This is a genomic window from Rhodobacter lacus (assembly GCF_042683065.1).
Classification (GTDB): Bacteria; Pseudomonadota; Alphaproteobacteria; order Rhodobacterales; family Rhodobacteraceae; genus Rhodobacter; species Rhodobacter lacus.
The window spans coordinates 56,969-81,483 of record NZ_JBHUIX010000009.1 but is presented as its reverse complement, the minus strand read 5'-3'; the positions used below and the strand labels follow the sequence as shown (position 1 = coordinate 81,483).

Genomic DNA, 24,515 nt, shown 5'->3' with positions numbered 1-24,515 from the left:
AGCGCCCCAGCGGGTGGCGCCTCCCTTTCCCGCCATATCTCCTGCGCTCTTCGACAGAATTGATCAACAACAAGTCACTGCGATTTTTCGCCCCTTTCGGCCTCAGGCGCTAACGCCTAGAAGGGGGCGAAACGGCGGAGGACAGTATGGATCGGGCAGAGTTCTGGAATGAGGCTGAGGCGCTTCTTGGCGCAAGATTGTTGCGCACAAAGGCAGAATGCGATCTTCACGGCCGTTCGGAAACATGGTTCGCGCCGAGCCCGCCCGAGGCGGTCGCCTATCCCGAGAGCACCGCGGAGCTCGCCGCCCTCACGAAAATTTGCGCGGCCCATCGGGTGCCAATGGTGGGTTGGGGCGCGGGCACATCGCTCGAAGCGCATGCGCTGGCGATCCACGGGGGAATCGTTGTCGATTTTGCGCGCATGAGCCGGGTGCTTGAAATCCGCCCCGAGGACCGGCTTGTGCGCGTGCAACCGGGCCTGACCCGCGAGGCGCTCAATACCGAGCTGCGCACCACCGGGCTCTTTTTCCCGGTCGATCCGGGCGCCAATGCCTCGCTGGGCGGCATGGCGGCCACCCGGGCCTCGGGCACCACCACGGTGCGCTATGGCTCGATGCGCGACAATGTGGCCGCGCTGGAGGTGGTTTTGGCCGATGGCCGGGTGATCCGCACCGGCTCCGGCGCGGCAAAATCCGCCTCGGGCTATGATCTCACCGCGCTGATGCTCGGCTCGGAGGGCACGCTCGGGCTGATCACCGAGCTGACCCTGCGCCTGCATGCCCAGCCCGAGGCGGTCTCTTCCGCCGTCTGCGCCTTCGAAACGCTCGAAGCCGCGGTGGAAACGGTGCAGCATGTGATGCAACTGGGCGTTCCGATGGCGCGGATCGAATTTGTCGACACCGAGATCGTGCGCGTTTTCAACAAGATGAACGGCTCGGCCATGCCCGAGAAGCCGCATCTGATGATCGAGTTTCACGGCTCGGAAGCAGGCGTCGCCGAAGACAGCGCACGCTTTGGCGAGGTGGTCACGGAAATGGGCGGGGCCGATTTCCAATGGGCCACCACGACTGAAGACCGCAACCGGCTCTGGAAGATGCGCCACGCCGCCTATTCAAGCTGCCTCGCCTCGCGGCCGGGCTGCATGGGGCTCGTGACCGATGTCTGCGTGCCGATGTCGCGGCTCGCCGAGGCGGTGGCGCGGGGCCGCGCGATGATCGATGCCGCCGGCCTCACCGGGCCGATCCTCGGCCATGTGGGCGACGGCAATTTCCATGCGATCTTGCTTCTGGACCGCGCGGACCAGGACGAGCTTGCCCGGGCGAAAGAGGTGGCGCATGATCTCGGCCATATGGCGCTCGAGATGGGCGGAACGATCACCGGCGAGCATGGGATCGGCATGGGCAAACGCTATATGATGGTCGAGGAACACGGCGCCGCCTGGGGCGTGATGGGCGCGATCAAGGCGGCGCTCGATCCGTTGGGCATCCTCAACCCCGGCAAACTCGTGCCCGGGCCGGGTGAGTCGTCGTGATGCTGAGCGACCCCGCCGAGCTGGCACGCCGGTTTGCGGCGCTCTGGGGCACGCGCGACGCGCGCGGCATCGCGGCCCTTTTCGCGCCCGATGGCGAATTTCTGAGCCTCACCGGCGGCGTCGGGCAAAACCCGAAAGAAATTGCCGAACTTCTGGCGGGCGAATTCGCGGGCGCGTTTCAACGCGCGCGCCTCGTCACCGGACGCAGCCGGTTGCGGCCGATCGGCGAAGGCGCCGCGGTGATCTGGCAGCGTTTCGTGCTCTCCGGGCTCGTGGATGAAAATGGCGCCGAGGCCGGGCGGATCGGCGCGGCGCTCTGCGCCACGCTCGAGCGCACCGGCGCGGGCTGGCAGATCGTCTCTGCGCAGTTCGTGGTGGAAGCCTGAGCAAGGGGGGCGCTGCCCCCCGTCCGCAAGCGGACTCCCCCCGGGATATTTGCACAAAGTCGAAGCAGAGCCGTTTGCGCCTTCGACTTTGCGCAAATATCCCGGGGGGTGAATTTTCCGCAGGAAAAGAGGGGGGCAGCGCCCCCCTGCCTCAGCCCGCCAAAAGCGCTTCGGCTGCGGCGCGGGCGGCATCGGTGACTTCGGCGCCTGCGATCATGCGCGCGATCTCATCCACCCGCGCCGCCGGCGCGAGCGGCTCGACGCGCGAGGTGGTCATGCCGTCGGCGACCGATTTCGCCACACGAAAATGCGTTGCGCCGCGCGCGGCCACCTGCGGGGAGTGGGTCACGACAAGCACCTGCGCCCCCTCGGAAAGTTTCGCCAACCGCCGCCCGACGGCATCCGCGGTCGCCCCGCCGACACCGCGGTCGATCTCGTCGAAGATCAGCACCAAAGCATCCGCGCCGCGCGCCAGCACGACTTTCAGCGCCAGAAGAAAGCGCGACAGCTCGCCGCCCGAGGCGATCTTGTCAATCGGGCCGGCGGGCGCGCCGGGGTTGGTGGCCACGGTGAAGGCCACCGCGTCGCGTCCCTCGGGCCCCCCCTCGCCCGCCTCGATCCGGGTGGAAAACACCGCGCGCTCCAGCTTGAGCGGCGCAAGTTCTGCCGCCATCGCGGCATCGAGCCGCCCCGCAGCCGCGCCGCGCGCCGCTGAAAGGCGCTCCGCCGCCGCCGCATAGCTGCGCTCGGCCTCGGCCAGGTCCGCCTCAAGCTGCGCAATCCCCGCCTCGCCCGCATCAAGCGCCGCGAGCCGCGCCCCAAGCGTTTGCGCAAGCCCGGCAAGATCATCCGCCTGCACGCCATGTTTGCGCGCCGCCGCGCGCAGCGCAAAGAGCCGCTCCTCGCAAGCCTCAAGCGCGCGCGGATCAAAAGACATCGCCTCGAGCGCCGCCTCGACCCCCGAGGCGGCCTCGCCAAGCTCGATCAAGGCGCGCTCCAGCGCCGCCAGCGGCGCATCGAGCGCCCCCTCGGCACGGTCCGCCGCGGTTTGCAGCCAGCGGTCGGCATCGCGCATCGCGCCCTCCGCCCCCTCCGGGCCCAGCATTTGCGCGGCACGGGCAACATCGGCGCGGATCTTTTCGGCCGCCTGCATCTGGCGCCTTCGCGTGTCGAGTTCGGCCTCTTCGCCGCGCTGGGGCGCCAGCTTCTCGAGCTCGGCCCCGGCATGGCGCAAAAAATCTTCCTCGGCCTGCACAGCCGCAAGCGCGGCGCGCGCCTCTGCCAGGCGCTTGGCAATCACCGCCCGCGCGCCCCAGGCCGCCCGGCAGGCAACGAGCAGATCATCGTGGCCGGCAAAGGCGTCAAGTGCCGCGCGGTGGCCACGGGCATTGAGCAGACCGCCATCATCATGCTGGCCATGCAGCTCGACCAGCGTTTCGGAAACCGCCCGCACCACCTCGCCACTCGCACGCCGGTCATTGATGAACGCGGTCTTGCGGCCATCGGTGCCGTTCACGCGCCGCAAGATCAGCTCATCGGCAACCGGCAGCCCCGCCCCCGCCAGAACCGAGCGCGCCGCATGCCCCGCGGGCAGATCGAACACGGCGATGACCTCGCCCTGGCTCGCGCCCTTGCGCACCAGTTCCGCCCGGCCCCGCCAGCCCAGCACAAAGCCAAGACAATCCAGCAGAATCGATTTGCCCGCCCCGGTCTCGCCGGTCAGCACATTGAGCCCCGGCCCGAAATCGAGTTCGAGCCGGTCGATCAGCAACATGTCCCGAATATCGAGCGTGCGCAGCATGTCTGTCCTCGCACTCTGGCCGCAGCCCGGCTCAGAGCCACTCGCCCTTGATCACCTGACGATAGAGTGTGGAGAGCCAGCTCTCGCCTTTGGCTTCCGGTTCCAGCCCCTGCTTTTTCAGGCGCCGGTAGGCATCGTCATAGAAGGGCGAGGACTGGAAGTTGTGGCCAAGGATCGCGCCCGCCGTCTGCGCCTGATCGGTGAGGCCAAGCGCAAGATAGGCTTCGACAAGACGTTCCAGCGCCTCGGGGGTCTGGGTTGTGGTCTGATATTGTTCGACCACCACGCGGAACCGGTTGATCGCGGCGGTGTAATGCCCCTTCTTGAGGTAATAGCGCCCGATCTCCATTTCCTTCGCCGCCAGATGGTCGAAGGCAAGGTCGAACTTCATCGCCGCAGAGCGGGCGTAATCGCTCTCGGGATATTGCTCGATCACCTCACGCAAGGCTTGCAGCGCCTGGAAGGTGAGGCCCTGATCGCGGCCGACCTCGTCGATCTGGTCGTAATAGCTCAGCGCGAGCAGGTATTTGGCATAGGCCGCGTCTTCCGAGCCCGGATAGGTGTCAAGATAGCGCTGCGCAGAGACCCGCGCCTCCTCGTATTTCTTCGCCTTGTGCTGCGCGAAAACCTGCATGATCAGCGCGCGCTTGGCATATTCCGAATAGGGATAGAGCCGCTCGACTTCCTGAAAATACCGCAGGGCCTCGCCTGGCCGACGCGGGTTGCCGACCTCAAGCTCGTATTCGCCGCGCTTGAAGATCTCTTCGGCGGTGAAATTCTCGAGCGGCGGTTCCTTGTTCGAAGAGGCACCGCCGCCACAGGCCGCCAGCGTGCACACAAGCACGAGACTTCCGACCCGTAGCGCCGCCGATCTGCCCAGTGCCATGCCCTGCCTCTTCCGTTCTGCCGCCGGATTCGGTTCCGGCCATCGCTTGCAACCCCGAAAGGGCCGTGCTTCGCCCCTCCTAGCACAGAAAAATCGGCGGCGCAAAACGCCTTTCACACCCAAGGCGGCGGCTTTCGCAACCGTGACCACACCCGGGCCGCAGCGCGGTCATGCGGGCTCGAAAACCGCAAAAATGCAATGCGGCCGGGAGCTTCCCGACCGCCAAGGCAAACCACAATGGAACAGACGATCAGCGCGCCGCCACCGAAACCGGGCGCAGCACACCCGCGCCGGGCAGCCGGTGCACTTCATCGCTCGAGCAGGTCTCGCGCCGCCATGCCCGGGCATCGGCAAAAAGCGCGCGCAGGAGCTGGTTGGTCATCGCATGGCCCGCGCGGTGGCCCACGTAGCGGGCAATGAGCGGCGCCCCCGCAAGGGCAAGATCGCCCATCGCATCGAGCATCTTGTGGCGCACGGCCTCATCGGCGTGGCGCAGGCCACCGGGGCTGAGCACTTTTGCCCCATCGACGACAACGGCGTTTTCATAAGTGCCGCCAAGCGCAAGGCCATTGGCCTGCATGAACTCGACATCGGATTGGCGGCAGAAGGTGCGACTGTCCATCAACTCGCGCACGAAGGCGCCGTTCGACATTTTCAGCCGCTTTTCCTGCCGACCGATCGCCGCATCGGCAAAATCAATGGCAAAATCAATTTCAAGCGCGGCGGCAGGTTCGAGCCGGGCCCAAGCCTCGCCAGAGCGCACTTCCACCGGCTTGAGCACGCGGATCGCACTGAGCGGCGCAGACAGCGCGCGCAGCCCGGCGCGGCGGATTTTTGCCACGAACGGGGCGGCCGAGCCATCAAGGATCGGCACTTCCGGCCCGTCGATCTCGATCAGCGCATTGGTGACACCAAGCCCGGCAAGCGCCGCCATGATATGTTCGATGGTGGAGACCGAAACGCCATCGGCGTTTTCGATCAGCGTGCAAAGTTTCGAAGGCGTGACCCGATCCCACAGCGCGACGACACGCGGATCCGCGCTCGGCTTGAGCGTTCCAAGCTCCGCCGCTTTCGCCACATCGGTGCGGCGGAAGGTGATGCCGTGATCGGTCGGAGCCGGGTGCAGCGCCATGCGCACCGGAGCGCCCGAATGGAGCCCCACCCCTTCGAAGGTGACGGTTTTTGCAAGCGTCGTTTGCACGATCATGCGCCTTTCATTCCCAACCCCCTCAGCCTCATCGACCCAACATTCGATCCGGCCCAAGGTTCCCAGTGTCAGTTAAGGAGCATGGCGCCGCACCACAACTCACCTTTTGCAACAGACTGAAACATTGCCGCCCGCGCCGGGCAAAACCCCGCCGAAACCTAGCTAAAGCTTTGCTTTAAAAAGAAAAAGGGCCGGGAGAACCCGGCCCTTCCGCGACATTTCGTGATGCGTCAATTTGCCTGGCGGCGCAGGAATGCGGGGATCTCGATCCGGTCTTGATCGGTTTCCGCCTCATCCTCGTAAGCTTGATGCTGCGGCGCGGCGGGCATTGCACGCTGAGTCGCCGCGGCAGCTTCGCCCCCGTGGCCAGTCATGCGGTTAATCAACGAGTTGATGCCGAAGCGGCCTTTTTCGCCACCCTGCTGCGGCGCAGAAGGCGCAACGGCACGGCTCGCGGCCATCGGCGCAGGCGCCGATGCGGCGGGGCGTTGGTAGCCCCCCGCGGGCACCTTGTTCACCGCGGCCTGCAGCCGGGCAAGCGCCTCGGGCGAGGGCGTGCCGGGCGCACGCGGGCGCGGCGCGACAAAGCTCGCCTCGTCGTCGTAACCGGCCGCGTAGCTCGCGGGCTCGGCGCGCTGCGGCGCCGGACGCGGCTGGTAGGCGGGCGGCGGAAGCTCGTCTTCGACCGGCGCATGTGCCACCGGCTGCGGCATCGGCGCAGGCTCGGCCACCGGCGCCTCAAACAGCGTGCGGTCATAGCTTTGCGGCGCGGCAACGGGCTGGTGCACCGGGGCGGGCGCAGCTTGCTGCGGCGCGGGCTGCGCGGCCGCCATCACCGGCTGCGCCGAGGTCACACTCAACGCCGGTTTCGCCGGTTCGGGCGCATGCGCGGTTTTCAGCGGCTCGGCCATCGAGCGGCGCGGCACCGGGATCTCGGTCGTGGCGGGCGCGGCGTCGATGCCGGTGGCCACCACGGAGACACGCATCATGCCTTCCATGTTCGGATCGAGGGTCGAGCCGACGATGATATTGGCATCCGGGTCGACTTCCTCGCGGATGCGGTTTGCCGCCTCGTCGAGTTCGAACAGCGTCAGGTCGTAGCCGCCGGTGATGTTGATCAGCACGCCCTTGGCGCCCTTGAGGCTGATTTCGTCCAGAAGCGGGTTCGAGATCGCCTTCTCGGCGGCCACCACGGCGCGGTCGTCGCCCTCGCCCTCGCCCGTGCCCATCATCGCCTTGCCCATCTCGTCCATCACCGCGCGCACGTCGGCGAAGTCGAGGTTGATCAGGCCGGGGCGCACCATCAGATCGGTCACCCCCTTGACGCCTTGATAGAGCACGTCATCTGCAAGCGCGAAAGCCTCGGTGAAGGTGGTCTTTTCGTTCGCGAGCCGGAACAGGTTCTGGTTCGGGATGATGATCAGCGTATCGACGACCTTTTGCAGCGCCTCGATGCCGGCTTCCGCCTGACGCATGCGCTTGGGGCCTTCGAACTGGAACGGCTTGGTGACAACACCCACGGTCAGCACGCCCAACTCACGCGCGGCCTGCGCAATGATCGGCGCGGCGCCGGTGCCGGTGCCGCCGCCCATGCCCGCGGTGATGAAGCACATATGCGCGCCCACGAGGTGATCGACGATTTCCTCGATCGTCTCCTCAGCCGCCGCAGCCCCGACCGACGGCCGCGCCCCCGCGCCAAGCCCTTCGGTCGCCTTCACCCCCATCTGGATGCGGGCTTGCGATTTCGATTGTTGCAGGGCTTGCGCGTCGGTATTGGCCACGACGAATTCGACGCCCTCAAGCGCCTTTTCGATCATGTTGTTGACCGCATTGCCGCCCGCACCGCCGACCCCGAAAACGGTGATCCGCGGCTTGAGGTCTTCGTTGTCTGATACGATCAGATTCAAGGTCATTGGAGTCCGCCTGTGTGTTCCCGCGGCCTTGTGCCGGCCGACTGTCCCCGCAATTAGCTCCAATATTACCGGTCTTTCCCCGGCGCGTCACCCCAAAAACACGGGCTTTCCACAAAATATGGAGGGGCAAATGCCTCTTTTGGCGGTATTTCGCGCATGCTCCAGCATATGGGGGAATCGAATCGTGATTCCCCTGTGGGTTGTCTTACCAGTTGTCGCGGAACCAGCGGATCGCGCGCTTGAAAGAGCGCCCCGACATACGTTCCACGGGAATCTCGAAATCCCACCACTCGTCTTGCGGGCAAGCGGCAAACAGCGCGAGCCCGACCATCGCCGAGAAGCCGGGACCGCGGGCGGCCTCCGGCATGCCCTGCACCCGCATCGGGCGGCCAAGGCGGACGTTCTGGCCAAGGATCTTCGCGGCCAGCATGTCGAGGCCGGGGATCTGGCTTGCACCACCGGTGAGCACGATCTGCTGGCTCGGGAGCAAATCAAAGCCTGCCACATCGAGCCGCGCCCGCACCTCTTCGAGGATCTCCTCGACGCGCGGGCGCATGATGCCGATCAGTTCGGTGCGGCTCACCCGGCGGCGATCCTTTTCCCAGTCGCCGGAATTGGCGGAAAGCTCGATCATCTCGCGGTCGTCCATGCCGGTGGCATAAACCCCGCCATGAAAGGTCTTGATACGCTCCGCCATCGCCATCGGCACCTGCAGGCCCGCGGCAATGTCGCGCGTCACGGTATCGCCGCCCATGCGCACGGCATCGGCAAAGATCATGTGCTTTTTCAGGAAGATGGAAACGCCCGTTGCGCCACCGCCCATATCGATGCAGGCGGCCCCGAGCTCCTGCTCATCTTCCACCAGCGCCGAGAGCCCCGCAACATAGGCCGAGGAGGCGATGCCCGCGAGTTCAAGATCGCAGCGGCGGATGCAATGGATGATGTTTTGCACCGTTGCGGCATCGACGGTGAGCATATGCATGTCGGTCGCGAGCCGCGCCCCGACATGGCCGCGCGGGTCATTGAGCCCGGAGCGGTGGTCGAGCGCAAAGTTCACCGGATGGGCGTGGAGCACCTCGCGCCCGTTGCCGATCTCGGGCAGGTCACAGGCGGCCAGCACCCGCGCCACATCCTGCTCATCGACATGGCTGCCCGCCACCTCGACCTCGCCCGCCAGCCCGTAAGAGCGCGGATCGCCCCCCGCAAAGCAGGCGATGACGTGATCGACCCGCGTGTTCGCCATTTTCTGCGCCGCCTGCACCACGGTGCGGATCGCGCGCTCGGTCTCCACCATCGCATCAATCTCGCCGTAACGCACGCCCTGCGCGGCGATCGTCTTCGCCCCCACCACGCGCATCGCCGATTGCCGGTAGAGCGGGCTCACCACGTCATTTGCCGGTTCGGGCGGATCGAAGCGCAGCACGAGGCAGGAAACCTTGGACGTGCCAATATCGAGAAGTGCGATCACGCCGCGGCTCATCGCGGCGGTCCGCATCGACCGCATGGCGCGCTGAGTCTTGTGGAACTCGGTCATGGAGTGGCCTTTGCTGAGGTGGAAAGGGTCCGGGCGTCGTGCAGCGCGGTCAGCGCCGCCGCACTCAGACGGATCGTCGGGCGCGCTTCGGTGCGCAGATCAAGCTGGGTGAAATCGCGCGCAAGGAGGTCTTCGGCGCTATCAAGCGCAAGCGTCCGCTCCACCGCGCGCACCGGGTTTTCCTCTGGCAGAAGAATGCGTTGGCCGCGGTCAAGCACCAGATCCCAGCGCCGCTCGCCCACCCGCACAAGGCCGCGCGCGCGCGGCAGAATCGGGCGCGCTGCAGCAAGAATGGCGAGCGCCTCGGGAACGGCGCGATCCGCCCCCTCGCCCGCGATCAGGGGCAGGTCCGGGCGGGCATCGCGGCGCGTGAGCGCGGCGGTGCGATGGCCGGTGGCATCAAGCATCTCGATGCCGCGCGCGGTGCGCCACAGCATCACCGGCACCCGCTCGGTCACCCGCACATCGAGCGTGCCGCCCGATTGCACCACGATCGTCACCGATTCCACCGCATCAAGGCGGCGGATCGCGGCGCGGTAGCTGTCGAGATCAATGGCGAAGCGCGAGGCGGGCAGGCCCACCGGCAAAAGCGCGCGCACCGCCCCCTCGACCTCGGCGGAAGCGCCCTCGACTTGCAGCGTGGACAGGCGGAACTCGGGGCGGTTCTGGATCTGGGTCTTGAGGATCTCGTAGCGCTCGATCAGCTCCGCCCGGCGGCCGGGATCGCCGAGCCAGAGCCCGAGGCCAAGCGTGACGCAAAACACCGGCACCCCGATCCGGGTGACGAGCCGCACGAAGGGGGTGAGCCAGAGCCGCTCAAGGCGGAACGCCAGCCGCGAGGGCGGCGCGCTGCGGCGCGCAGCTTTTTGCGGCTTGGCGGCGCCAAAGCCCATCGGCGCGGCACCGGCGCCTTTCGCCTTCGGCACCGCGGGACCACGGGCGGGATAGCGCGGCTCGGCGCTCAGCGGTCGCATGAGGCATCCTCCACGATCCAGCGGCAGAGCGCCGGGAAGTCGATCCCCTCGGCCGCCGCCTGTTCGGGCGCGAGCGAGGTGGGCGTCATCCCCGGCTGGGTGTTGGTTTCAAGAAGGATCAGCCCGGCAAGGCCCTCCGCCGCGTTCCAGCGAAAATCGGTCCGGCTCACACCGCGGCAGCCAAGCGCGCGATGGGCGCGCAACGCATAGTCGCGGCAGGCGGCGGCAATGTCGGCGGGCAGGTCTGCCGGGCAGACATGGCGCGAACCGCCCGCGGCATATTTGGCCTCGTAATCATACCAGCCCGCGGTGAGGATCTCGGTCACGCAAAGCGCACGATCCCCCATCACGGTGCAGGTCAGCTCACGCCCGGGCACATAGGCCTCGACCATCACCACCTCGGGCATGGCCTCGGACAGAACCGGCGGGCGGTTTGCGCCATCAAGCACCAGATAAACGCCGACGGAAGAGCCCTCGTTATAGGGTTTCACGACATAGGGAACGGGGAGCACATGCGCCGCGGCCACCTCGGCCTTGCGCGCCAGGCGGCTCTCGGCCACCGGCAGCCCGACGGCGGCATAAGCCTCCTTGGAGCGCGCCTTGTCCATCGCCAGAGCCGAGGCCAGCACGCCCGAATGGGTATAGGGCAGGTGCAGCCATTCCAGCAGCCCCTGCACGCAGCCATCCTCGCCCCAACGACCATGCAGGGCATTGAACACGACATCAGGGGCTGCCGCGCGCAACCTTTCCGCGAGGTCTGCCCCCGCGTCGATCTCCAGAACGTCAAAGCCCGCCACCCGCAGCGCCTGGGCGCATTCACGCCCTGATGACAATGACACTTCGCGCTCAGACGAAGGTCCGCCCATCAATACCGCCACAAGGGGGGTTGCCCTGCTCGACATACCCGCCACTTTCGCCTCTGCCGGGTTTGCCCCGGTCCGTTTGCGCCCGGATTGCTCCGGGACATCATGATCTTGTTATAGCCGCGCCTCAGGCCTCAATATTCGCCGATGCGCATGATTTCCCATTGTAACGAAATTCCCTGCGTCTGCAAAACCTTTTTGCGCACCTCTTCGCCCAGCTGCTCAAGATCTTGCGCTGTGGCGCCCCCGGCATTGATCAGGAAGTTCGAGTGTTTCTCGCTCATCTGCGCGCCGCCAAGCCGCGCGCCGCGCATTCCCGCCTTGTCGATCACCGCCCAGGCTTTCAACTCATGCGTGTCATCCGCGCGGCCCGTCGAAGAGGCGCCCGACGGGTTGCGGAAGGTCGAGCCCGCGGACCGCTCTTTCGTCGGCTGCGAGGCATCGCGCTTGGCGATCTGCGCCTCCATCCGCGCGGCCAGCGCCGCCGGGTCGCCCGCCCCGGCGCGGAAGGTCGCCGCAACGATCACCGCCCCCTCGGGCAGCTCAGAGCTGCGATAGGCAAGATGCAGATCCGCCGCCGGAAGGCTCACCGCCTCGCCCGCGCGCGTGATCAGTCGCACCGAGACCAGATGATCCGCCACATAAGCGCCGTAACAGCCCGCGTTCATCCGCACCGCCCCGCCAATCGAGCCGGGGATCGTGCGCAAAAAGGTCAGATCGCGCCCGGCTTCGGCGGCGCGGCGCGCCACATGCGCATCGAGCGCCGCCGCCCCCGCCGTCACGGTTTCGCCCGCCACCTCGATGGCGTTGAAGCCCCGCCCGAGCCGGATCACCACCGCCCGAATGCCGCCATCGCGCACGATCAGGTTGGAGCCCACCCCCATCGGGAAGATCGCAACCTCGGGCGGCAAGGCGCGCAAAAACGCGGCCAGATCGGCCTCGTCGGCGGGCTGGAACAACCAGTCCGCCGGGCCGCCCACGCGCAGCCAGGTGAGATCGGCCAGCGGACGGTTCGGCGTCAACGCGCCACGGGGGGTATAGGTCAGGCTCTCCATCCCCCAGCCCTAGCGCGGCCCGCTCCATCGGGCAAGGGGGCTGGGGCCCCGCAGCAGCGGATGCTTAGCAAGTGGCACGCCGATGGGCTGCCCCGCCTTTCATCCGCCGCGCCGCTCCTTGTGCGGCGGAACGGCGGATCAGAGCAGCGCCTCGATCTCGCGGCGCAGCGCCTCGGGCTTGGTGGCGGGGGCAAAGCGCTCCCGCACCCGGCCCTCCCGGTCGACAAGAAATTTGGTGAAGTTCCACTTGATCGCCGTGCTGCCCAGAACTCCGGGCGCTTGCGCGCGCAAATACTTGAACAGCGGGCTCGCCTCCGGGCCATTCACCGCCACCTTGGCAAACATCGGAAAGCGCACATCATAGGTGAGCGAACAGAAGTGCGCGATTTCCTCGGCCGAGCCGGGCTCCTGCGCGCCAAACTGGTTGCAGGGAAAGCCGAGCACCACGAGACCGCGCGGCTCAAGGTCTTCATAAAGCGTCTCAAGCCCCGCATATTGCGGGGTAAATCCGCATTTGCTTGCGGTATTGACGATCAGAAGAACCTTGCCGCGATAGTCTGAAAGCGGCATTTCGGCGCCGGCAAGTGTGGTCGCGGTGAAATCATAGATCGTGCTCATGGGGTGCTCCTTCAGAGGGCGGGGGGCGCGCTGCCCGGCGCCGCGCCCGGGTCCAGTGCCGCCAGAAACAAGGAAAATAGCTGCGCCTGCGAAGAAATCGAGAGCCGCCGATAGGCGTTCTTGCGGTGCACCTTCACCGTTTCCTCGCTGATTTCGAGCCGGGCACTGATCGCGCTGGAGGAATAGCCGCGCAGCACCATGGCGATCACCTCTGCCTCGCGCGGTGTCAGCACCCCGTCGGCGATGCGGTCAATCAACACCTGCAGCGGCGGCAGCGTGAGCGGGGCAGGCCCCGGCGCAGGCGCCCAGATCGCCCCCCAATGCGCGCGCATCAGCGCCTCGATCACCGGGCCGACCGCCTCCAGCCGGGCGCGCTCGCGCGCGCCAAACACCGGCTGGCCCCGATCCCGCGCGAAGCTGAGCACCGCCACCCGCCGCGCGTCGAGCCCACAGAAAATGCCGATCTCGTCGCGAATGCCGGTGCGGCTGTAATGCTTGGCGTAATATTCGGACTGGAAGAATTTGTCGGGTGCCATCTGCCGCAACCCCACCATGCCCGAGCGCCGCCCCGCCTCGGTCTGGGCATAAAACGGATCGAGCAGATAGGGGCCAAGGCAGTAATCCCAGATCACCACCTGCGCCGTCTCCTCCGGGAGGTTGTGATAAAGCGATTGCGGCGTCGCATTGCCCTCATAGGCAAAGACCATGCAGATCCGGTAGCCGAAAAGCGCCTGCGCCGCCGCATCGAGCCGCACCGGAAAAGCCTCCGTTCCCAAGGCGGCAATCGCTTCGGCAAGGCGCGCGTTCCAGTCTGGCATGCGGTCTCTCATGGTTGGCTCGGAGCGGTCGACCCTACCCCTCGGGGGGTATTGGTCAGGTCTGGAAACACTCTAGGCTACCCGGAGATCAAGCAAGAGGGAACGTCATCACAATGCCGTCCGAAAACCACCGCGCCCCTGACATGCACGAGACCCTCGACCGGATCGGCGCGCACCATGTTCACATCGGCATCTTCGATCAGGACGGGCTGTTCCGCGTCAAGCGGGTGAGCCGGGCAAAGGCGGAAAAGCTCCACAAGGGCGGCTATCCGTTTTGCGACGTGCTCTACAACTGGGACAGCGCCGAGCAGACCTATGGCGGCGGCGATTACCTCGACATGCCCGCCGAAATCTACCCCGAGACGCTGCGGCCCTGGCCCTTCGAGGGTGATCAGGCGCTCTGCATCGCCGATTTCGCCCAGCCCTTTGGCGCGCGCTCGGCCCGCCACCAGCTGATCGGGCAGATCGCCAAGGCAGAGGCGATGGGCTTCTCGGTCCATTCCGCCTTTGAGTTCGAATTCAACCTGCTCGACGAAACCGCCGCCTCGCTGCGGGCGGGTGGCTTCGCGCAGCCCAAGCATTACGCGCTCGGCAACCGGACCTATTCGCTTGAGACGCTGGCGAACGAGGCGCCGCTCCTCTCCGGGCTCGAGGCGATGGCGGAGCGGCTCGGGATCGGCATTGATGCGCTTCATACCGAGCTGGGGCCGGGCTGCCTCGAGATCCCGCTGAGCCATGCGCCGGGGGTGAAGGCCGCCGATGATGCGGCGCTGTTCAAGAACTTCGCGCGGACCTATTTCCGCCGTCACGGGCTGACGGCCTGCTTCATGTCGAAGCTGAACGAAAACCTCCCCGGCCAGTCCGGCCATCTGCATGTGTCGCTGCGCCATCTGGCGGGGGGCGCCCCCGCCTTTGTCGATCCTTCCGCCGCTGACGGGCTGAGCGCGACCGCGCGCCATTTTATCGGCGGGCTGACCCGGCTGATGCCGGAAATGCTCGCGCTGTGCAGCCAGACCGTCAATGCCTACCGCCGGATGGTGCCGGGCATGTGGGCGCCGACCCATGCAAGCTGGGGCATCCAGAACCGCACCGTCGCGGTGCGGGTGATGAACGACAGCCCCGAGGCAACGCGGATCGAGTTTCGCGTGCCCTCCGCCGATACCAACCCGCATGCCGCGCTTGCCATGTGCCTTGGCGCCGGGCTTTGGGGGATCGCGCACCGCGTCGATCCGGGCCCCGCGGCCACGGGCGATCAATATCTGAGCCTCCCCGCGCCCGAGCGCCGCTTTCCCACCGATCTCGGCATCGCCGCCGACCGGCTGGATGCGAGCGCCGCCGCGCGTGCGATCTTCGGGGATGTGTTCATCGACACGTTCGTGCGCGCGCGCCGTCACGAACATACGGCCTTCGCGCGCCATGTGAGCGAATGGGAAAGGGAACGCTACCTCGAAGTCGTCTGATCATAACCAATCACAACAGACGCAATCTCCATCAACAGGGAGTCATGGAAAGATGAAACAATCCAAGGGACTGACGATGTTCTCGCCAGATCGGCGCCGGGTTTTGCAAGGGCTTGGCGCGGCGGGGCTGCTGGCGGCAACGGGCGGGCTTCCGGGCCGCGCACAGGCGGCGACGGCGCTCAAGTTCATGTGCTGGGAAGGCTATGACAGCCCCGCGATCCTCGGCCCGTTCGAGGCGGCGCAGGATGTCTCGGTTTCGGTCGACCTGATCACCGACAGCCCCGGCGGCTTTGCCAAGCTCGCCGCCGGCGCCTGGCGCGATTTTGACGTGGTGGCCACCGACAGCCCCTGGGTGCAGCGCATGGGCCCGGCCGGGATCGCCGATTTCCTCGACGATGCCGAATTCGCCGATGTCTACGAAAGCTTCTATCCGCAGTTCCGCGCCCCCTTCGCGCCGCTCGATTTCGAGGGCAAGGCGACGGGCCTGCCGACCCGCTGGGGCTGGGTTGGCCCGACGGTGAACACCAAGTTCGACAAGCTCGAAACCTGGCGCAGCTATGCGCCCTGCTTTGACCCGGCCTACAAGGACAAGATCTGCCTGCTCGACTGGGGCGACTGGCCGATCATGCCGATGGCGCTTTACGCGGGCATCGACCCTTACAAGGAACTCGACGACGCCGAGCTGAACGAGATCCGGCTGGTGCTGCGCGCGCTGTTCAAGAACACCCGCGCCATCGTCGGCGATCTTTCGGTGGCGCAAAAGGGCCTGATGGACGGCTCCTTCCGCGCCCTGATCGGCGGCGGCACCTATTGCACCTCGGCGCTGCGCAAGGACGGGCAAAAAGAGATCATGTCGATCGTGCCCGAGCCGAAAGACGGGCTCAAACAGGGCATCATCTGGATGGAGGCGGGCGGCGTGGTCAAAGACCCGGCAGACCCGGCCAAGGCGCGCGCGCTCTTGCGCCACCTGACCTCGCCCGAGGTGGCGGTGGATCTGGCCTGGACCGAGACCACCTGCAACCTCGTGCCCTCGCAGGCCGCCGAAGCGCTGTTTTCGGACGAGCAAAAAGACGTGCTGCAGATGGATTACATGTGGGAGGCCTGGGAGAAGTCGCATTTCCACACCGTCGCGCCCAACATTGACCAGATGCTTGAGATCTGGTCGCAAGAGTTGGCCGCCGCGCGCTGAGCCGCCCCTTTGCGGGGGCGGCCCGATCCGCCCCCTGCCCTTTCCGAGACAGGATGACCCCCTTGGCTGCACCCCTCATCCAGGCCACTGACATCACCAAATTCTACGGCACCTACCGGGCGCTGAGCGACATCACGCTGAGCGTGGCCAATGGCGAATTTCTCGCCCTTGTCGGCCCCTCGGGCTGCGGCAAGACCTCGCTTCTGAAGATCCTTGCGGGCTTCGAGGAGGTTTCCTCCGGCAGCCTGATCATCGACGGCAAGGACATGGCGGGCGTGCCCGCCTCGGCCCGCCCGACGCGGATGGTGTTCCAGAAGCTCGCGCTTTTCCCGCACAAGACGGTGGCGCAGAACATCGGCTTTCCGCTTATGCTCGCCAAGCGCCCGAAGGCAGAGATCGACACCGCGGTGCGCCGGATGCTGGAGCTGATGCATCTCAAGGAAAGCTATCTGAACCGCTTCCCGCATGAGCTGTCGGGCGGAGAACAACAGCGCGTGGCGCTCGCCCGCTCGATGGTCTCGCAACCGCCCGTCCTGCTCCTTGACGAGCCGATGAGCGCGCTCGATGCCAAGCTGAAAAAATCGCTGCAGGCAGAGCTGAAATACCTGCACCGCCATGTCGGCACGAGCTTCGTGCATGTCACCCACGATCTGGAAGAGGCGATGATGCTGGCCGACCGGATCTGCGTGATGCGCGCCGGCCGGATCGTGCAGCTTGGCGGCCCGGCGGAAATCTATTACCGCCCCGCCAATGCCTTTGTCGCGGGCTTCATCGGCGATACCAACCTGCTCCCGGTCACGCTCACGCCCGAGGAGGGCGGGTTTCACTTCTCCTGCCTCCCGCTGGCCTGCGCCGCGCCCCGGCTCGGCGCCGATCAGGTGGCGCCGGGCGCGGCCTCGGGCGGCACGGCGCTTTTGATGATCCGGCCGGAGATGCTGCGCCTCCTCGCCCCCGGTGAACCCGCCGAGGCGGTGATCGAGGGGACGGTGAGCGAATATTTCATCCGCGGCGCCTCGATCCAGTATCGCATCGCCGCCACGGACGGCACCGAAATCGTGATGGATGTGCCCGGCACCTCGGTGCTGCCTGCCGATCAGGGGGCGCCGGTGCGCCTTGGGCTCACGCTCTCCGATCTCTTCGTGGTGGAGGCCTGAGATGGCCGAAATCCGCAAATCATGGCGCGACGGCGCGCTGCAGCTCTCCACCATGCCGCTGCTGGTGATCCTCGGCGCCTTCTTCGTGATCCCGCTCGTGATGACGGCGCTGTTGAGCTTTCAGGGCACCGCCTATTACCGGCTCGTCTGGACATGGGATCTGAAGATCTGGCGCGATGTGTTCAGCCAGATCCATTACTGGTCGATCATGTGGCGCACGCTGGAGATGGCGTTGATCTGCACCGCGCTGTGCACCCTGCTGGCAATCCCGGTCGCTTACGGCATGGTGCACCGGCTGGTGCGCTGGTCGGGCGCGGTAACGCTTCTGATGGTCTTTGCCTTTCTCACCGATGCGGTGCTCAAGACCTTTGGCTGGGTGCTGTTTCTCGATCGCAGCGGGGTTCTCAACGGCGCGCTCGCGGCGATCGGCCTGCCCCCTGCCGCGGTGAACATCCTCTTCACCCCCAACGCAACGCTGATCGGCATGGTCTACAACCTCCTGCCCTACACGATCTTCACCACGGCGCTCTCGATGGCGCGGATCGACCGCGATCTTGTGCTTGCCGCGCGCGATGCCGGCGCCTCGCGGATGCGCGCCTTTGTCGAGGTCACGCTGCCGCTCGCCAAACCGGGCATCTGGGCCGGGGCGGTGCTGGTTTTCGTGCTCAGCCTTGGGGTCTTTCTGGAACCGAAGGTGATGGGCGGCGGCACCTCGCCGATGGCGGCCGAGCTGATCCGGCAAAGCTTCGAGACGCGAGTGAACTGGCCTCTGGGCGCCGCGCTCACGCTGGTTCTGATCGTGATCGGCGCTGCGGTTCTGGCGGTTGCGGGCGCGGTGGCGCTCCTGCGGGGACGGAGGACAAGCGATGAATGACCGGCTCGAAAAGCGTCTCGCCGACATAACGCTTGTCGGCGCCGTGATCGCGGCGCTCGTGTTCTTCTATATTCCGATCGCAACGCTGATCCTGTTTTCCTTCACCCAGAGCCGGTTCCTGTCCTGGCCGATCACCAGCTTCTCGACGCGCTGGTATGGCGCGCTGCTTGCGGATCGCGATTTCTGGACCGCGCTTGGCAATTCGGCGGTGCTCGCCATTGCCGCAACGCTCTTTGCAACGCTTCTGGGCATCGGCGGCGCCTTTGCCTGGAGCCGCTACCGGTTCCGCTTTCAATGGGCATTCCGGGCGCTGACCTTTGCGCCGCTCCTGTTCCCGCAACTGCTCCTTGGCGTGGTGATGCTTTTGTGGTTCTCGGTGCTCGCGGGCTGGCTCAACCTCTCGCCGGGGCTCTGGTCGGCGGTGATCGGCCATGTCGTCTACATCACGCCGTTCTGCATCGTCATCATCTCGGTGCAGATGCAGGGCTATGACGACACGCTCGACGATGCCGCCGAAGATGCGGGGGCGACGCGCTGGCAGATCCTGCGCGAGATCACCCTGCCGCTGATCTGGCCCGGCATCCTCTCGGCGGCGACCTTCGCCTTCCTGCTCTCCTGGGGGAACTTTTACATCACCTACAGCCTCTCCGGCTCGGCGCGCACCCTCCCCACCTATGTCTTTTCCGGCATCGCGGTGGGCTCCTCGCCCATCTACCCCGCGCTCGCCACGCTCACCTTCCTGCCCGCGCTCGTGCTGATCTTCGCCGTCGACCGGCTGCGCCGCCGCGCGGCACGCCGGCGCATGCGCCGGGTCCTTGACACCTGACCTCCCACGGAGACCCTGATGACGACCTGCCCAGATTTTTCGACCCTGCAAACACGCTGGGGCTTTCCGACGCTGGTCTGGTTCGGCGCCGGGCGGCTCGCCGACCTCCCCGCCGCCCTTGCCGAAATCGGCGCCAAGGCCCCGCTCATCATCACCGACCGCGGCCTTGCCAGCTCCACCATCGTCGCCGCGGCGCAGGCGGCCTGTGCCAAGGCCGGACTCATGGCGGGGCTCTTTTCGGAGGTGCAGCCAAACCCGACGGTGGCCAATGTCACCGCCGGGCTCGACGCGCTGCGCGCAGGCGGGCATGATGGCGTGATCGCTTTTGGTGGCGGCTCGGCGATGGATGCCGCGAAGGCGGTGGCGATGATGGCGGGGCAAACCCGACCGCTGCTCGATTTTGAAGATGTGGGCGACAATTTCCGCCGTGTGCAGACCGCGGGCATGGTGCCGGTGATCGCGGTGCCGACGACCGCAGGCACCGGCTCGGAATTTGGCCGCTCCTCGGTCATCACCGATGAGCAAACGCACCGCAAGGCGATCATCTTCCATCCCCAGATGCTCCCCGAACTGGTGATCCTCGACCCGGAGGTGACCGTGGGCCTGCCGCCCGGGTTGACCGCCGCCACCGGGATGGACGCGCTCTCCCATGCGCTTGAGGCGCTTTGCGCGCCCGGCTGGCACCCGATGGCGGACGGGCTCGCGCTCACCGCGCTTGGCCTGATCGACGCGGCCCTTGAAAGGGCCGTGACCGAGCCCGCCAATCTTGAAGCGCGCGCGAAGATGCTCGTGGCCTCGGCGATGGCCTGCACCGCGCTGCAAAAGGGGCTTGGCGCGGTGCATGCGCTCGCCCATCCGCTTGGCGCGCGCTATGACGCCCATCACGGCCTGCTCAACGCCGTTCTGATGGCACATGTGCTGCGGTTCAACCTTGCCGCGGTGCGCCCGCAAATGACGACATTGGCGCATGCGCTCCACCTTGAGGGGGAAGATCCGGGGCAAGCGGTGCTGGGCTGGCTGGAAGCTTTGCGCGCGCGCATCGCCCTGCCTGCGACGCTCGGGGAAATGGGGCTTGGCGTGGCCGAGGAGGATATCCCCGCGCTTCTCGCCGATGCGCTGCGCGACCCCTGCGCGCTTGGCAACCCGGTTCCGCTGACCGCCGCGAGCCTTGAGCAGATCCTGCGCGCCGCGCTCTGACCCCCGCCCCACTGACCTCAGCCCAACCAAGGAGGCGCCCTTGAAACTAGCGCTCGTGCAACCGCATCCGCCCGCGCCCTGCCCGGATCAGACCCTCGCCGCGATCGAGAGCTGGGTGACCGGGCTCGCCGCACTCGGCGCCGATCTTGTGGTGCTGCCCGAGCTGATCTTGCCCGGCTACAACCGGCCCGAGCGCCATCGCAGCGCGGCCCAGCCCCTTGGGGGGGCATGGTGCACCGCCATGGCGGCGCTCGCCCGCACCGCGGGCACCGCGCTTTGTTATGGCTGGGCCGAACGCGCGGGCGGGCAGATTTTCAACGCCGCCTCGGTGATCGACAAAAAGGGCACGCAGATCGCGCATTACCGCAAGATCCAGCTTTTCGGCGCGGTGGAGCGGGCGAGCTTTGCCTTCGGCACCGAGGCGCCCGCGGTGTTTGATCTCGGCGGCACGCGGATGGGCCTCCTGATCTGCTATGACATCGAGTTTCCCGAGCATGCGCGCGGGCTTGCGCGAGCCGGGGCGGAGGTGATCCTCGTGCCCACCGCCAACCCGGCGGGATATGACCATGTGCCCGAGATCCTTGTGCGGGCACGGGCGAGCGAGAATGCGCTGAGCATCGCCTATGCCAATTACACCGGCACCGATCACGGGCTCCGCTTCGGGGGGCGCTCGCTCATTGCCGGGCCCGATGGTCAGGCGCTGGCACAGGCCGGATCGGCCCCCGCCGTGCTGCTGGTCGATCTGCCGCAGCGGCAGGATTGCCGCCCAGAGACGATTTCGGCGCAACTCACGGATCTGCGCCAGCCCTTCGGGGCCGAAGAGACGGCGCGCTGAGTGCGCGCGTGTTGGGCGCGGATGTCGCGCGCATCGAGATCCGCTAGGGCAAGGTGATCACGCGTGACCGAGGTGCTTGCGCCCGGCGGATGATGCGCGCCCCGTGCCCGTCCGCTGTGGTGCGGCCGGCGCGGCCCAAAATCGGCCGGGCAAAACGGCACTGACATGGGGCCGGCGGGCCAGACCATCCGGGCCGTATCCCACCGCGCGGGGTGTTTCCCTTCCCCTTTTGCCCCGGTCTTATTGCCGCACGCAGGGCCCCGCGCCCAAAGCGGATATTCGCCCGCGCCCCCGGCGAGACAGCGCCAAAAACAGGTTTTTGACATTGCGTTGCGCCATCGGGGCTCGGAAGAAAATAAAATTGCAAAGCGGGCTTGCTGTGGACAGCAATCTTGTTTCTTTATATCGAGCGGCATGGAGCACTTGGAGGTGCGTCACACCAGGGGCCGCTCGGCCCGAACTACGACGGGATGAGATTCATGACATTCGGAACATTTGGCGGGATCGTCGGGAAAACCGCGCTGGCGGGTCTTCTGGCGAGCGCGATGATGGTCAGCGCGGCCACGGCAGAAACCCTGCGTCTGTCGCAAAACACCGGCGACACCACGACCTGGCAAAAAGGCGCCGAGAAATTCGGTGAGCTCATCGCCGATGCGACGGGCGGTGACATCAAGGTGCGCGTGTTCCCGAATGCCCAGCTCGCCGGTGGCGACCAGATGAAACAGGCCGAAATGGTCGGGCGTGGCGCGATTGACCTTGTGGTGAGCTCGGCGATCAACGTCACGCCGCTCGTGCCCGAGATGGCGGCCTTCTCGCTGCCCTATCTTTATGCCAATTACGCGCAGATCGATGCCACAACGCAGGGCGAGCCGGGCAAGATCCTCGCGGGCATCCTGAAGGAAAAGGGCATCATCGTTCTGGCCTGGGGCGAGAACGGGTTCCGCGAAGTGACAAACAACGTCCGCCCGATCAAATCCCCCGCCGACATGAAGGGCCTGCGCATGCGGGTTGCGGGGCCGATGTATATCGACGTGATGAACGCGCTCGGCGCCAACCCGCAACAGATGCAATGGAGCGAAACCCTGACCGCGCTGCAACAGGGCGTGGTCGATGGTCAGGAAAACCCGATCGGCGCGGTGATCATCCCGCAGCAGGTCTATGAGATGCAGAAATACCTGACCACCTGGCATTACTCCTACGACCCGATCTTCCTTGGCATCAGCCAGGCGAAATGGGACAGCTTCGACGAGGCGACGAAGGCGAAGTTCCAGGCTGCCGCCGATCAGGCGATGGCCTATCAGCGCGAGATCTCGCGCGAGGCAACGGCCTCGGGCGTCGCGTTCCTGCGCGAGAAGGGCATTGATGTCTATGAGCCCAGCGCGGAAGAACTCGCAGCCTTCAAGGCCGCCACCCAGCCCGCCTTCGACAAATGGGCCCAAAAGGTCGGCCCGGATCTGGTGAGCGCATTCGAAGCGGCGATCGCCACCGCGCAATAAGCGCGGCCATCGCAACGACCTGCGAGGCGCCCCGCACCGGGGCGCCTTCCGCAGTGAAAAGACCCAGGAGACCCAATGCCCCTCTTAAAGTTCCTTCTGCGTGATGCGGAAAAGATCCTCTGCGCGGTGATCTTTCTGGCCATGACGCTGCTTGGCTTTGCCAATGTCGTGGTGCGCTATGGCACCCATTACTCTTTGGCAGCCACGGAAGAGCTGCTCACCAACGGGTTTCTGCTTTTGACGATTTTTGGCGCGGCGATCGCGGCGCGGCGGGGCGAGCATCTGGCGGTGGAGCTGGTGAACGACATGCTGCCGCGCGCCGTGCAACGGGTGGTGCTGGCGGTGTCGGTGCTGGCCTCGGCAAGCCTGCTCGTGCTTTCGGCCTATTTTTCGTGGGATGCGCTGCAAAACCTCCTGGCCAATGGCATGCGCTCTTATGCGCTTGGCATTCCGGCGTGGTATTATCAGGCCGCCGTGCCCTTCGGCTTTGCGCTGATCCTGATCCGCTATCTGCAACATGCCTGGGAAGAATGGCGCCGGGGCCACGCATTCGGAGAGATCGGCGATGTTTGATCTGATCCCCGGCCTGTCGACCGGCACCGAGATGGTGCTTTTGTTCTTCATCCTGCTGGCCTTGCGGGTGCCGGTGGCGTTTTCGCTCGGCCTGTCGGCGATTTATGCGATGTGGCAGATGGGCTTCGGGCTCGACATGGTGGGCGATCTGATCGCCGCCGGGATCACCAAGTTCTCGCTGCTGGCGATCCCCTTCTTCATTCTCGCGGGCACGCTTCTGGGCACGCTCGGAATTGCCGAGCGGATGATCCGGTTCTTCCGGGTGCTGATCGGCAATGTGCCGGGCGGCATGGGGCTCGTGGGCACGGTGGTGTGCCTCTTTTGGGGCGCGGTGAGCGGCTCTGGGCCCGCCTCGGTGGCCGCAATCGGCCCGATGATCATCAAGGGCATGGAAGACGACGGCTATCCGCGCGCCTTTGCCGCCGGGCTGGTGTGCACCGGCGCGGCGCTCTCGATCGTGATCCCGCCCTCGATCGGGCTGGTGATCTATGGCGTGATCGCCGAGACCTCGATCTCGAGCCTGTTTCTCGCCGCGATCGTGCCCGGGATCTTCATGGGGCTGTTGATGCTCTTCACGCTGCCCTTTGCCAAAGCCAGGGGCGCGGGCCCCTCGGCCACGCTCGCGGCGCTCAGCCCGATGCCCTATGCGGGCCATTCCTACCCGCACCGGCTGCTGCTTGCTTTCAAGGACAGCTTCTGGGGCCTGATGACGCCGGTGGTGATCCTTGGCGGCATCTATTCGGGCATGTTCACCCCCACCGAGGCGGCCCTTGTGGCCACGGTCTATGCGCTTTTGGTGGGCGGGCTCGCCTATGGCACGCTGACGCTCTCGGGGCTTTACGCGGCGCTGACCAATGCGGCCGCCTCTTCGGCGATGGTGATGCTGGTGGTGGCCTATGCGAGCCTTTTTGGCTGGGTTGTCTCGGTCGAGGATCTGGTCGGCACCTATTCGGGTGCGCTGCTCGGGCTTTCGGGCAACGAGACGGTGATCCTGTTCGTGATCATGGTGATCCTGCTCATCGCCGGGATGTTCATGGATGCGATCACGGTGATGTTCATCTGCCTGCCGATCTTCCTGCCGGTGGCGCGGGAACTCGGCTGGGATCTGGTCTGGTTTGGCGTGCTGATGATGGTGAACCTCGCCATCGGCCTGATCACGCCGCCGGTGGGCATCAACCTTTATGTGGCGGCGAATGTCGCGCGCCTGCCGATCGAGCGGATCGCGCGGGGCACCCTGCCCTTCCTCCTTGTGTGCCTGATCGGGCTGGCGCTGATCGCGGCCTTCCCGGCGCTGTCGCTGATCGGCTCCGGCAAGTAGGCGCGG

At 66.3% G+C, this 24,515-nt stretch carries 22 protein-coding genes; 12 read left to right on the top strand and 10 right to left on the bottom strand.

Translation table 11 applies throughout. The features are described from left to right. The first annotated feature begins 146 nt into the window (after positions 1 to 146). On the top strand, positions 147 to 1,532 hold the full coding sequence (locus tag ACFSM0_RS08105; RefSeq protein ID WP_377389098.1) for an FAD-binding oxidoreductase: 1,386 nt from the start codon (positions 147 to 149) through the stop codon (positions 1,530 to 1,532). Next, a complete protein-coding gene (locus ACFSM0_RS08100; RefSeq protein WP_377389096.1) occupies positions 1,532 to 1,918 on the top strand; it encodes an SgcJ/EcaC family oxidoreductase in 387 nt (128 codons plus the stop codon). The genes ACFSM0_RS08105 and ACFSM0_RS08100 overlap by 1 nt, the downstream gene beginning before the upstream one ends. A gap of 151 nt (positions 1,919 to 2,069) precedes the next feature. Here the strand turns inward: ACFSM0_RS08100 and recN are convergent, their stop codons facing one another. The 10 genes from recN to ACFSM0_RS08050 form a co-directional block, all read right to left on the bottom strand. Beyond that, on the bottom strand, positions 2,070 to 3,719 hold the full coding sequence (gene recN / locus ACFSM0_RS08095; RefSeq protein WP_377389094.1) for a DNA repair protein RecN: 1,650 nt from the start codon (positions 3,717 to 3,719) through the stop codon (positions 2,070 to 2,072). A 31-nt stretch (positions 3,720 to 3,750) separates the two neighbouring features. Beyond that, positions 3,751 to 4,605, bottom strand: a complete 855-nt coding sequence (locus ACFSM0_RS08090; RefSeq protein WP_377389092.1) for an outer membrane protein assembly factor BamD — start codon at positions 4,603 to 4,605, stop codon at positions 3,751 to 3,753. Positions 4,606 to 4,855: 250 nt separating this feature from the next. Then, positions 4,856 to 5,806, bottom strand: coding sequence for a UDP-3-O-acyl-N-acetylglucosamine deacetylase (lpxC, locus tag ACFSM0_RS08085; RefSeq protein ID WP_377389701.1), 951 nt, complete (start codon positions 5,804 to 5,806; stop codon positions 4,856 to 4,858). A 236-nt stretch (positions 5,807 to 6,042) separates the two neighbouring features. Further along, positions 6,043 to 7,725 (bottom strand): cell division protein FtsZ, encoded by a 1,683-nt coding sequence (ftsZ, locus tag ACFSM0_RS08080; RefSeq protein ID WP_377389090.1) that lies wholly within the window; start codon positions 7,723 to 7,725, stop codon positions 6,043 to 6,045. Between the two features lie 205 nt (positions 7,726 to 7,930). After that, entirely contained in the window at positions 7,931 to 9,259 is a 1,329-nt protein-coding gene (ftsA, locus tag ACFSM0_RS08075; protein ID WP_377389088.1) for a cell division protein FtsA, read from the bottom strand. Next, on the bottom strand, positions 9,256 to 10,233 hold the full coding sequence (locus ACFSM0_RS08070) for a cell division protein FtsQ/DivIB (protein WP_377389086.1): 978 nt from the start codon (positions 10,231 to 10,233) through the stop codon (positions 9,256 to 9,258). Before ACFSM0_RS08070 ends, ftsA begins: the two co-directional genes overlap by 4 nt. Continuing rightward, positions 10,221 to 11,135: a D-alanine--D-alanine ligase gene (locus tag ACFSM0_RS08065; RefSeq protein WP_377389084.1), complete on the bottom strand. Its 915-nt coding sequence runs from the start codon at positions 11,133 to 11,135 to the stop codon at positions 10,221 to 10,223. The genes ACFSM0_RS08070 and ACFSM0_RS08065 overlap by 13 nt, the downstream gene beginning before the upstream one ends. A gap of 95 nt (positions 11,136 to 11,230) precedes the next feature. Next, a complete protein-coding gene (gene murB, locus ACFSM0_RS08060) occupies positions 11,231 to 12,151 on the bottom strand; it encodes a UDP-N-acetylmuramate dehydrogenase (RefSeq protein ID WP_377389082.1) in 921 nt (306 codons plus the stop codon). A gap of 138 nt (positions 12,152 to 12,289) precedes the next feature. Then, positions 12,290 to 12,769, bottom strand: a complete 480-nt coding sequence (locus ACFSM0_RS08055; RefSeq protein ID WP_377389080.1) for a glutathione peroxidase — start codon at positions 12,767 to 12,769, stop codon at positions 12,290 to 12,292. An 11-nt stretch (positions 12,770 to 12,780) separates the two neighbouring features. Further along, positions 12,781 to 13,587 carry a helix-turn-helix transcriptional regulator gene (locus ACFSM0_RS08050; protein WP_377389078.1) on the bottom strand — a complete coding sequence of 269 codons (807 nt, stop codon included), beginning with the start codon at positions 13,585 to 13,587 and terminating at the stop codon, positions 12,781 to 12,783. A gap of 113 nt (positions 13,588 to 13,700) precedes the next feature. On the opposite strand from ACFSM0_RS08050, the gene ACFSM0_RS08045 reads away from it, so the two are divergent. The 10 genes from ACFSM0_RS08045 to ACFSM0_RS08000 all read left to right on the top strand — a co-directional run bounded on the left by ACFSM0_RS08045 (position 13,701) and on the right by ACFSM0_RS08000 (position 24,509). Then, on the top strand, positions 13,701 to 15,047 hold the full coding sequence (locus ACFSM0_RS08045; protein WP_377389076.1) for a glutamine synthetase family protein: 1,347 nt from the start codon (positions 13,701 to 13,703) through the stop codon (positions 15,045 to 15,047). Positions 15,048 to 15,099: 52 nt separating this feature from the next. Beyond that, positions 15,100 to 16,236: an ABC transporter substrate-binding protein gene (locus tag ACFSM0_RS08040; protein WP_377389074.1), complete on the top strand. Its 1,137-nt coding sequence runs from the start codon at positions 15,100 to 15,102 to the stop codon at positions 16,234 to 16,236. A gap of 62 nt (positions 16,237 to 16,298) precedes the next feature. Next, positions 16,299 to 17,390 carry an ABC transporter ATP-binding protein gene (locus ACFSM0_RS08035; RefSeq protein WP_377389072.1) on the top strand — a complete coding sequence of 364 codons (1,092 nt, stop codon included), beginning with the start codon at positions 16,299 to 16,301 and terminating at the stop codon, positions 17,388 to 17,390. A gap of 1 nt (position 17,391) precedes the next feature. Beyond that, complete coding sequence (locus ACFSM0_RS08030; protein ID WP_377389070.1) at positions 17,392 to 18,264, top strand: ABC transporter permease; 873 nt, start codon at positions 17,392 to 17,394, stop codon at positions 18,262 to 18,264. Then, positions 18,257 to 19,090, top strand: coding sequence for an ABC transporter permease (locus tag ACFSM0_RS08025; protein ID WP_377389068.1), 834 nt, complete (start codon positions 18,257 to 18,259; stop codon positions 19,088 to 19,090). Before ACFSM0_RS08030 ends, ACFSM0_RS08025 begins: the two co-directional genes overlap by 8 nt. Before the next feature lie 18 nt (positions 19,091 to 19,108). Continuing rightward, on the top strand, positions 19,109 to 20,287 hold the full coding sequence (locus tag ACFSM0_RS08020) for an iron-containing alcohol dehydrogenase (RefSeq protein WP_377389066.1): 1,179 nt from the start codon (positions 19,109 to 19,111) through the stop codon (positions 20,285 to 20,287). A 40-nt stretch (positions 20,288 to 20,327) separates the two neighbouring features. Beyond that, positions 20,328 to 21,122 (top strand): carbon-nitrogen hydrolase family protein, encoded by a 795-nt coding sequence (locus ACFSM0_RS08015; protein ID WP_377389065.1) that lies wholly within the window; start codon positions 20,328 to 20,330, stop codon positions 21,120 to 21,122. A 479-nt stretch (positions 21,123 to 21,601) separates the two neighbouring features. Further along, complete coding sequence (locus tag ACFSM0_RS08010) at positions 21,602 to 22,618, top strand: DctP family TRAP transporter solute-binding subunit (protein WP_377389064.1); 1,017 nt, start codon at positions 21,602 to 21,604, stop codon at positions 22,616 to 22,618. A 75-nt stretch (positions 22,619 to 22,693) separates the two neighbouring features. Next, positions 22,694 to 23,191: a TRAP transporter small permease gene (locus ACFSM0_RS08005; protein ID WP_377389062.1), complete on the top strand. Its 498-nt coding sequence runs from the start codon at positions 22,694 to 22,696 to the stop codon at positions 23,189 to 23,191. Further along, positions 23,184 to 24,509, top strand: a complete 1,326-nt coding sequence (locus ACFSM0_RS08000; RefSeq protein ID WP_377389060.1) for a TRAP transporter large permease — start codon at positions 23,184 to 23,186, stop codon at positions 24,507 to 24,509. Before ACFSM0_RS08005 ends, ACFSM0_RS08000 begins: the two co-directional genes overlap by 8 nt. Positions 24,510 to 24,515 lie beyond the last annotated feature (6 nt).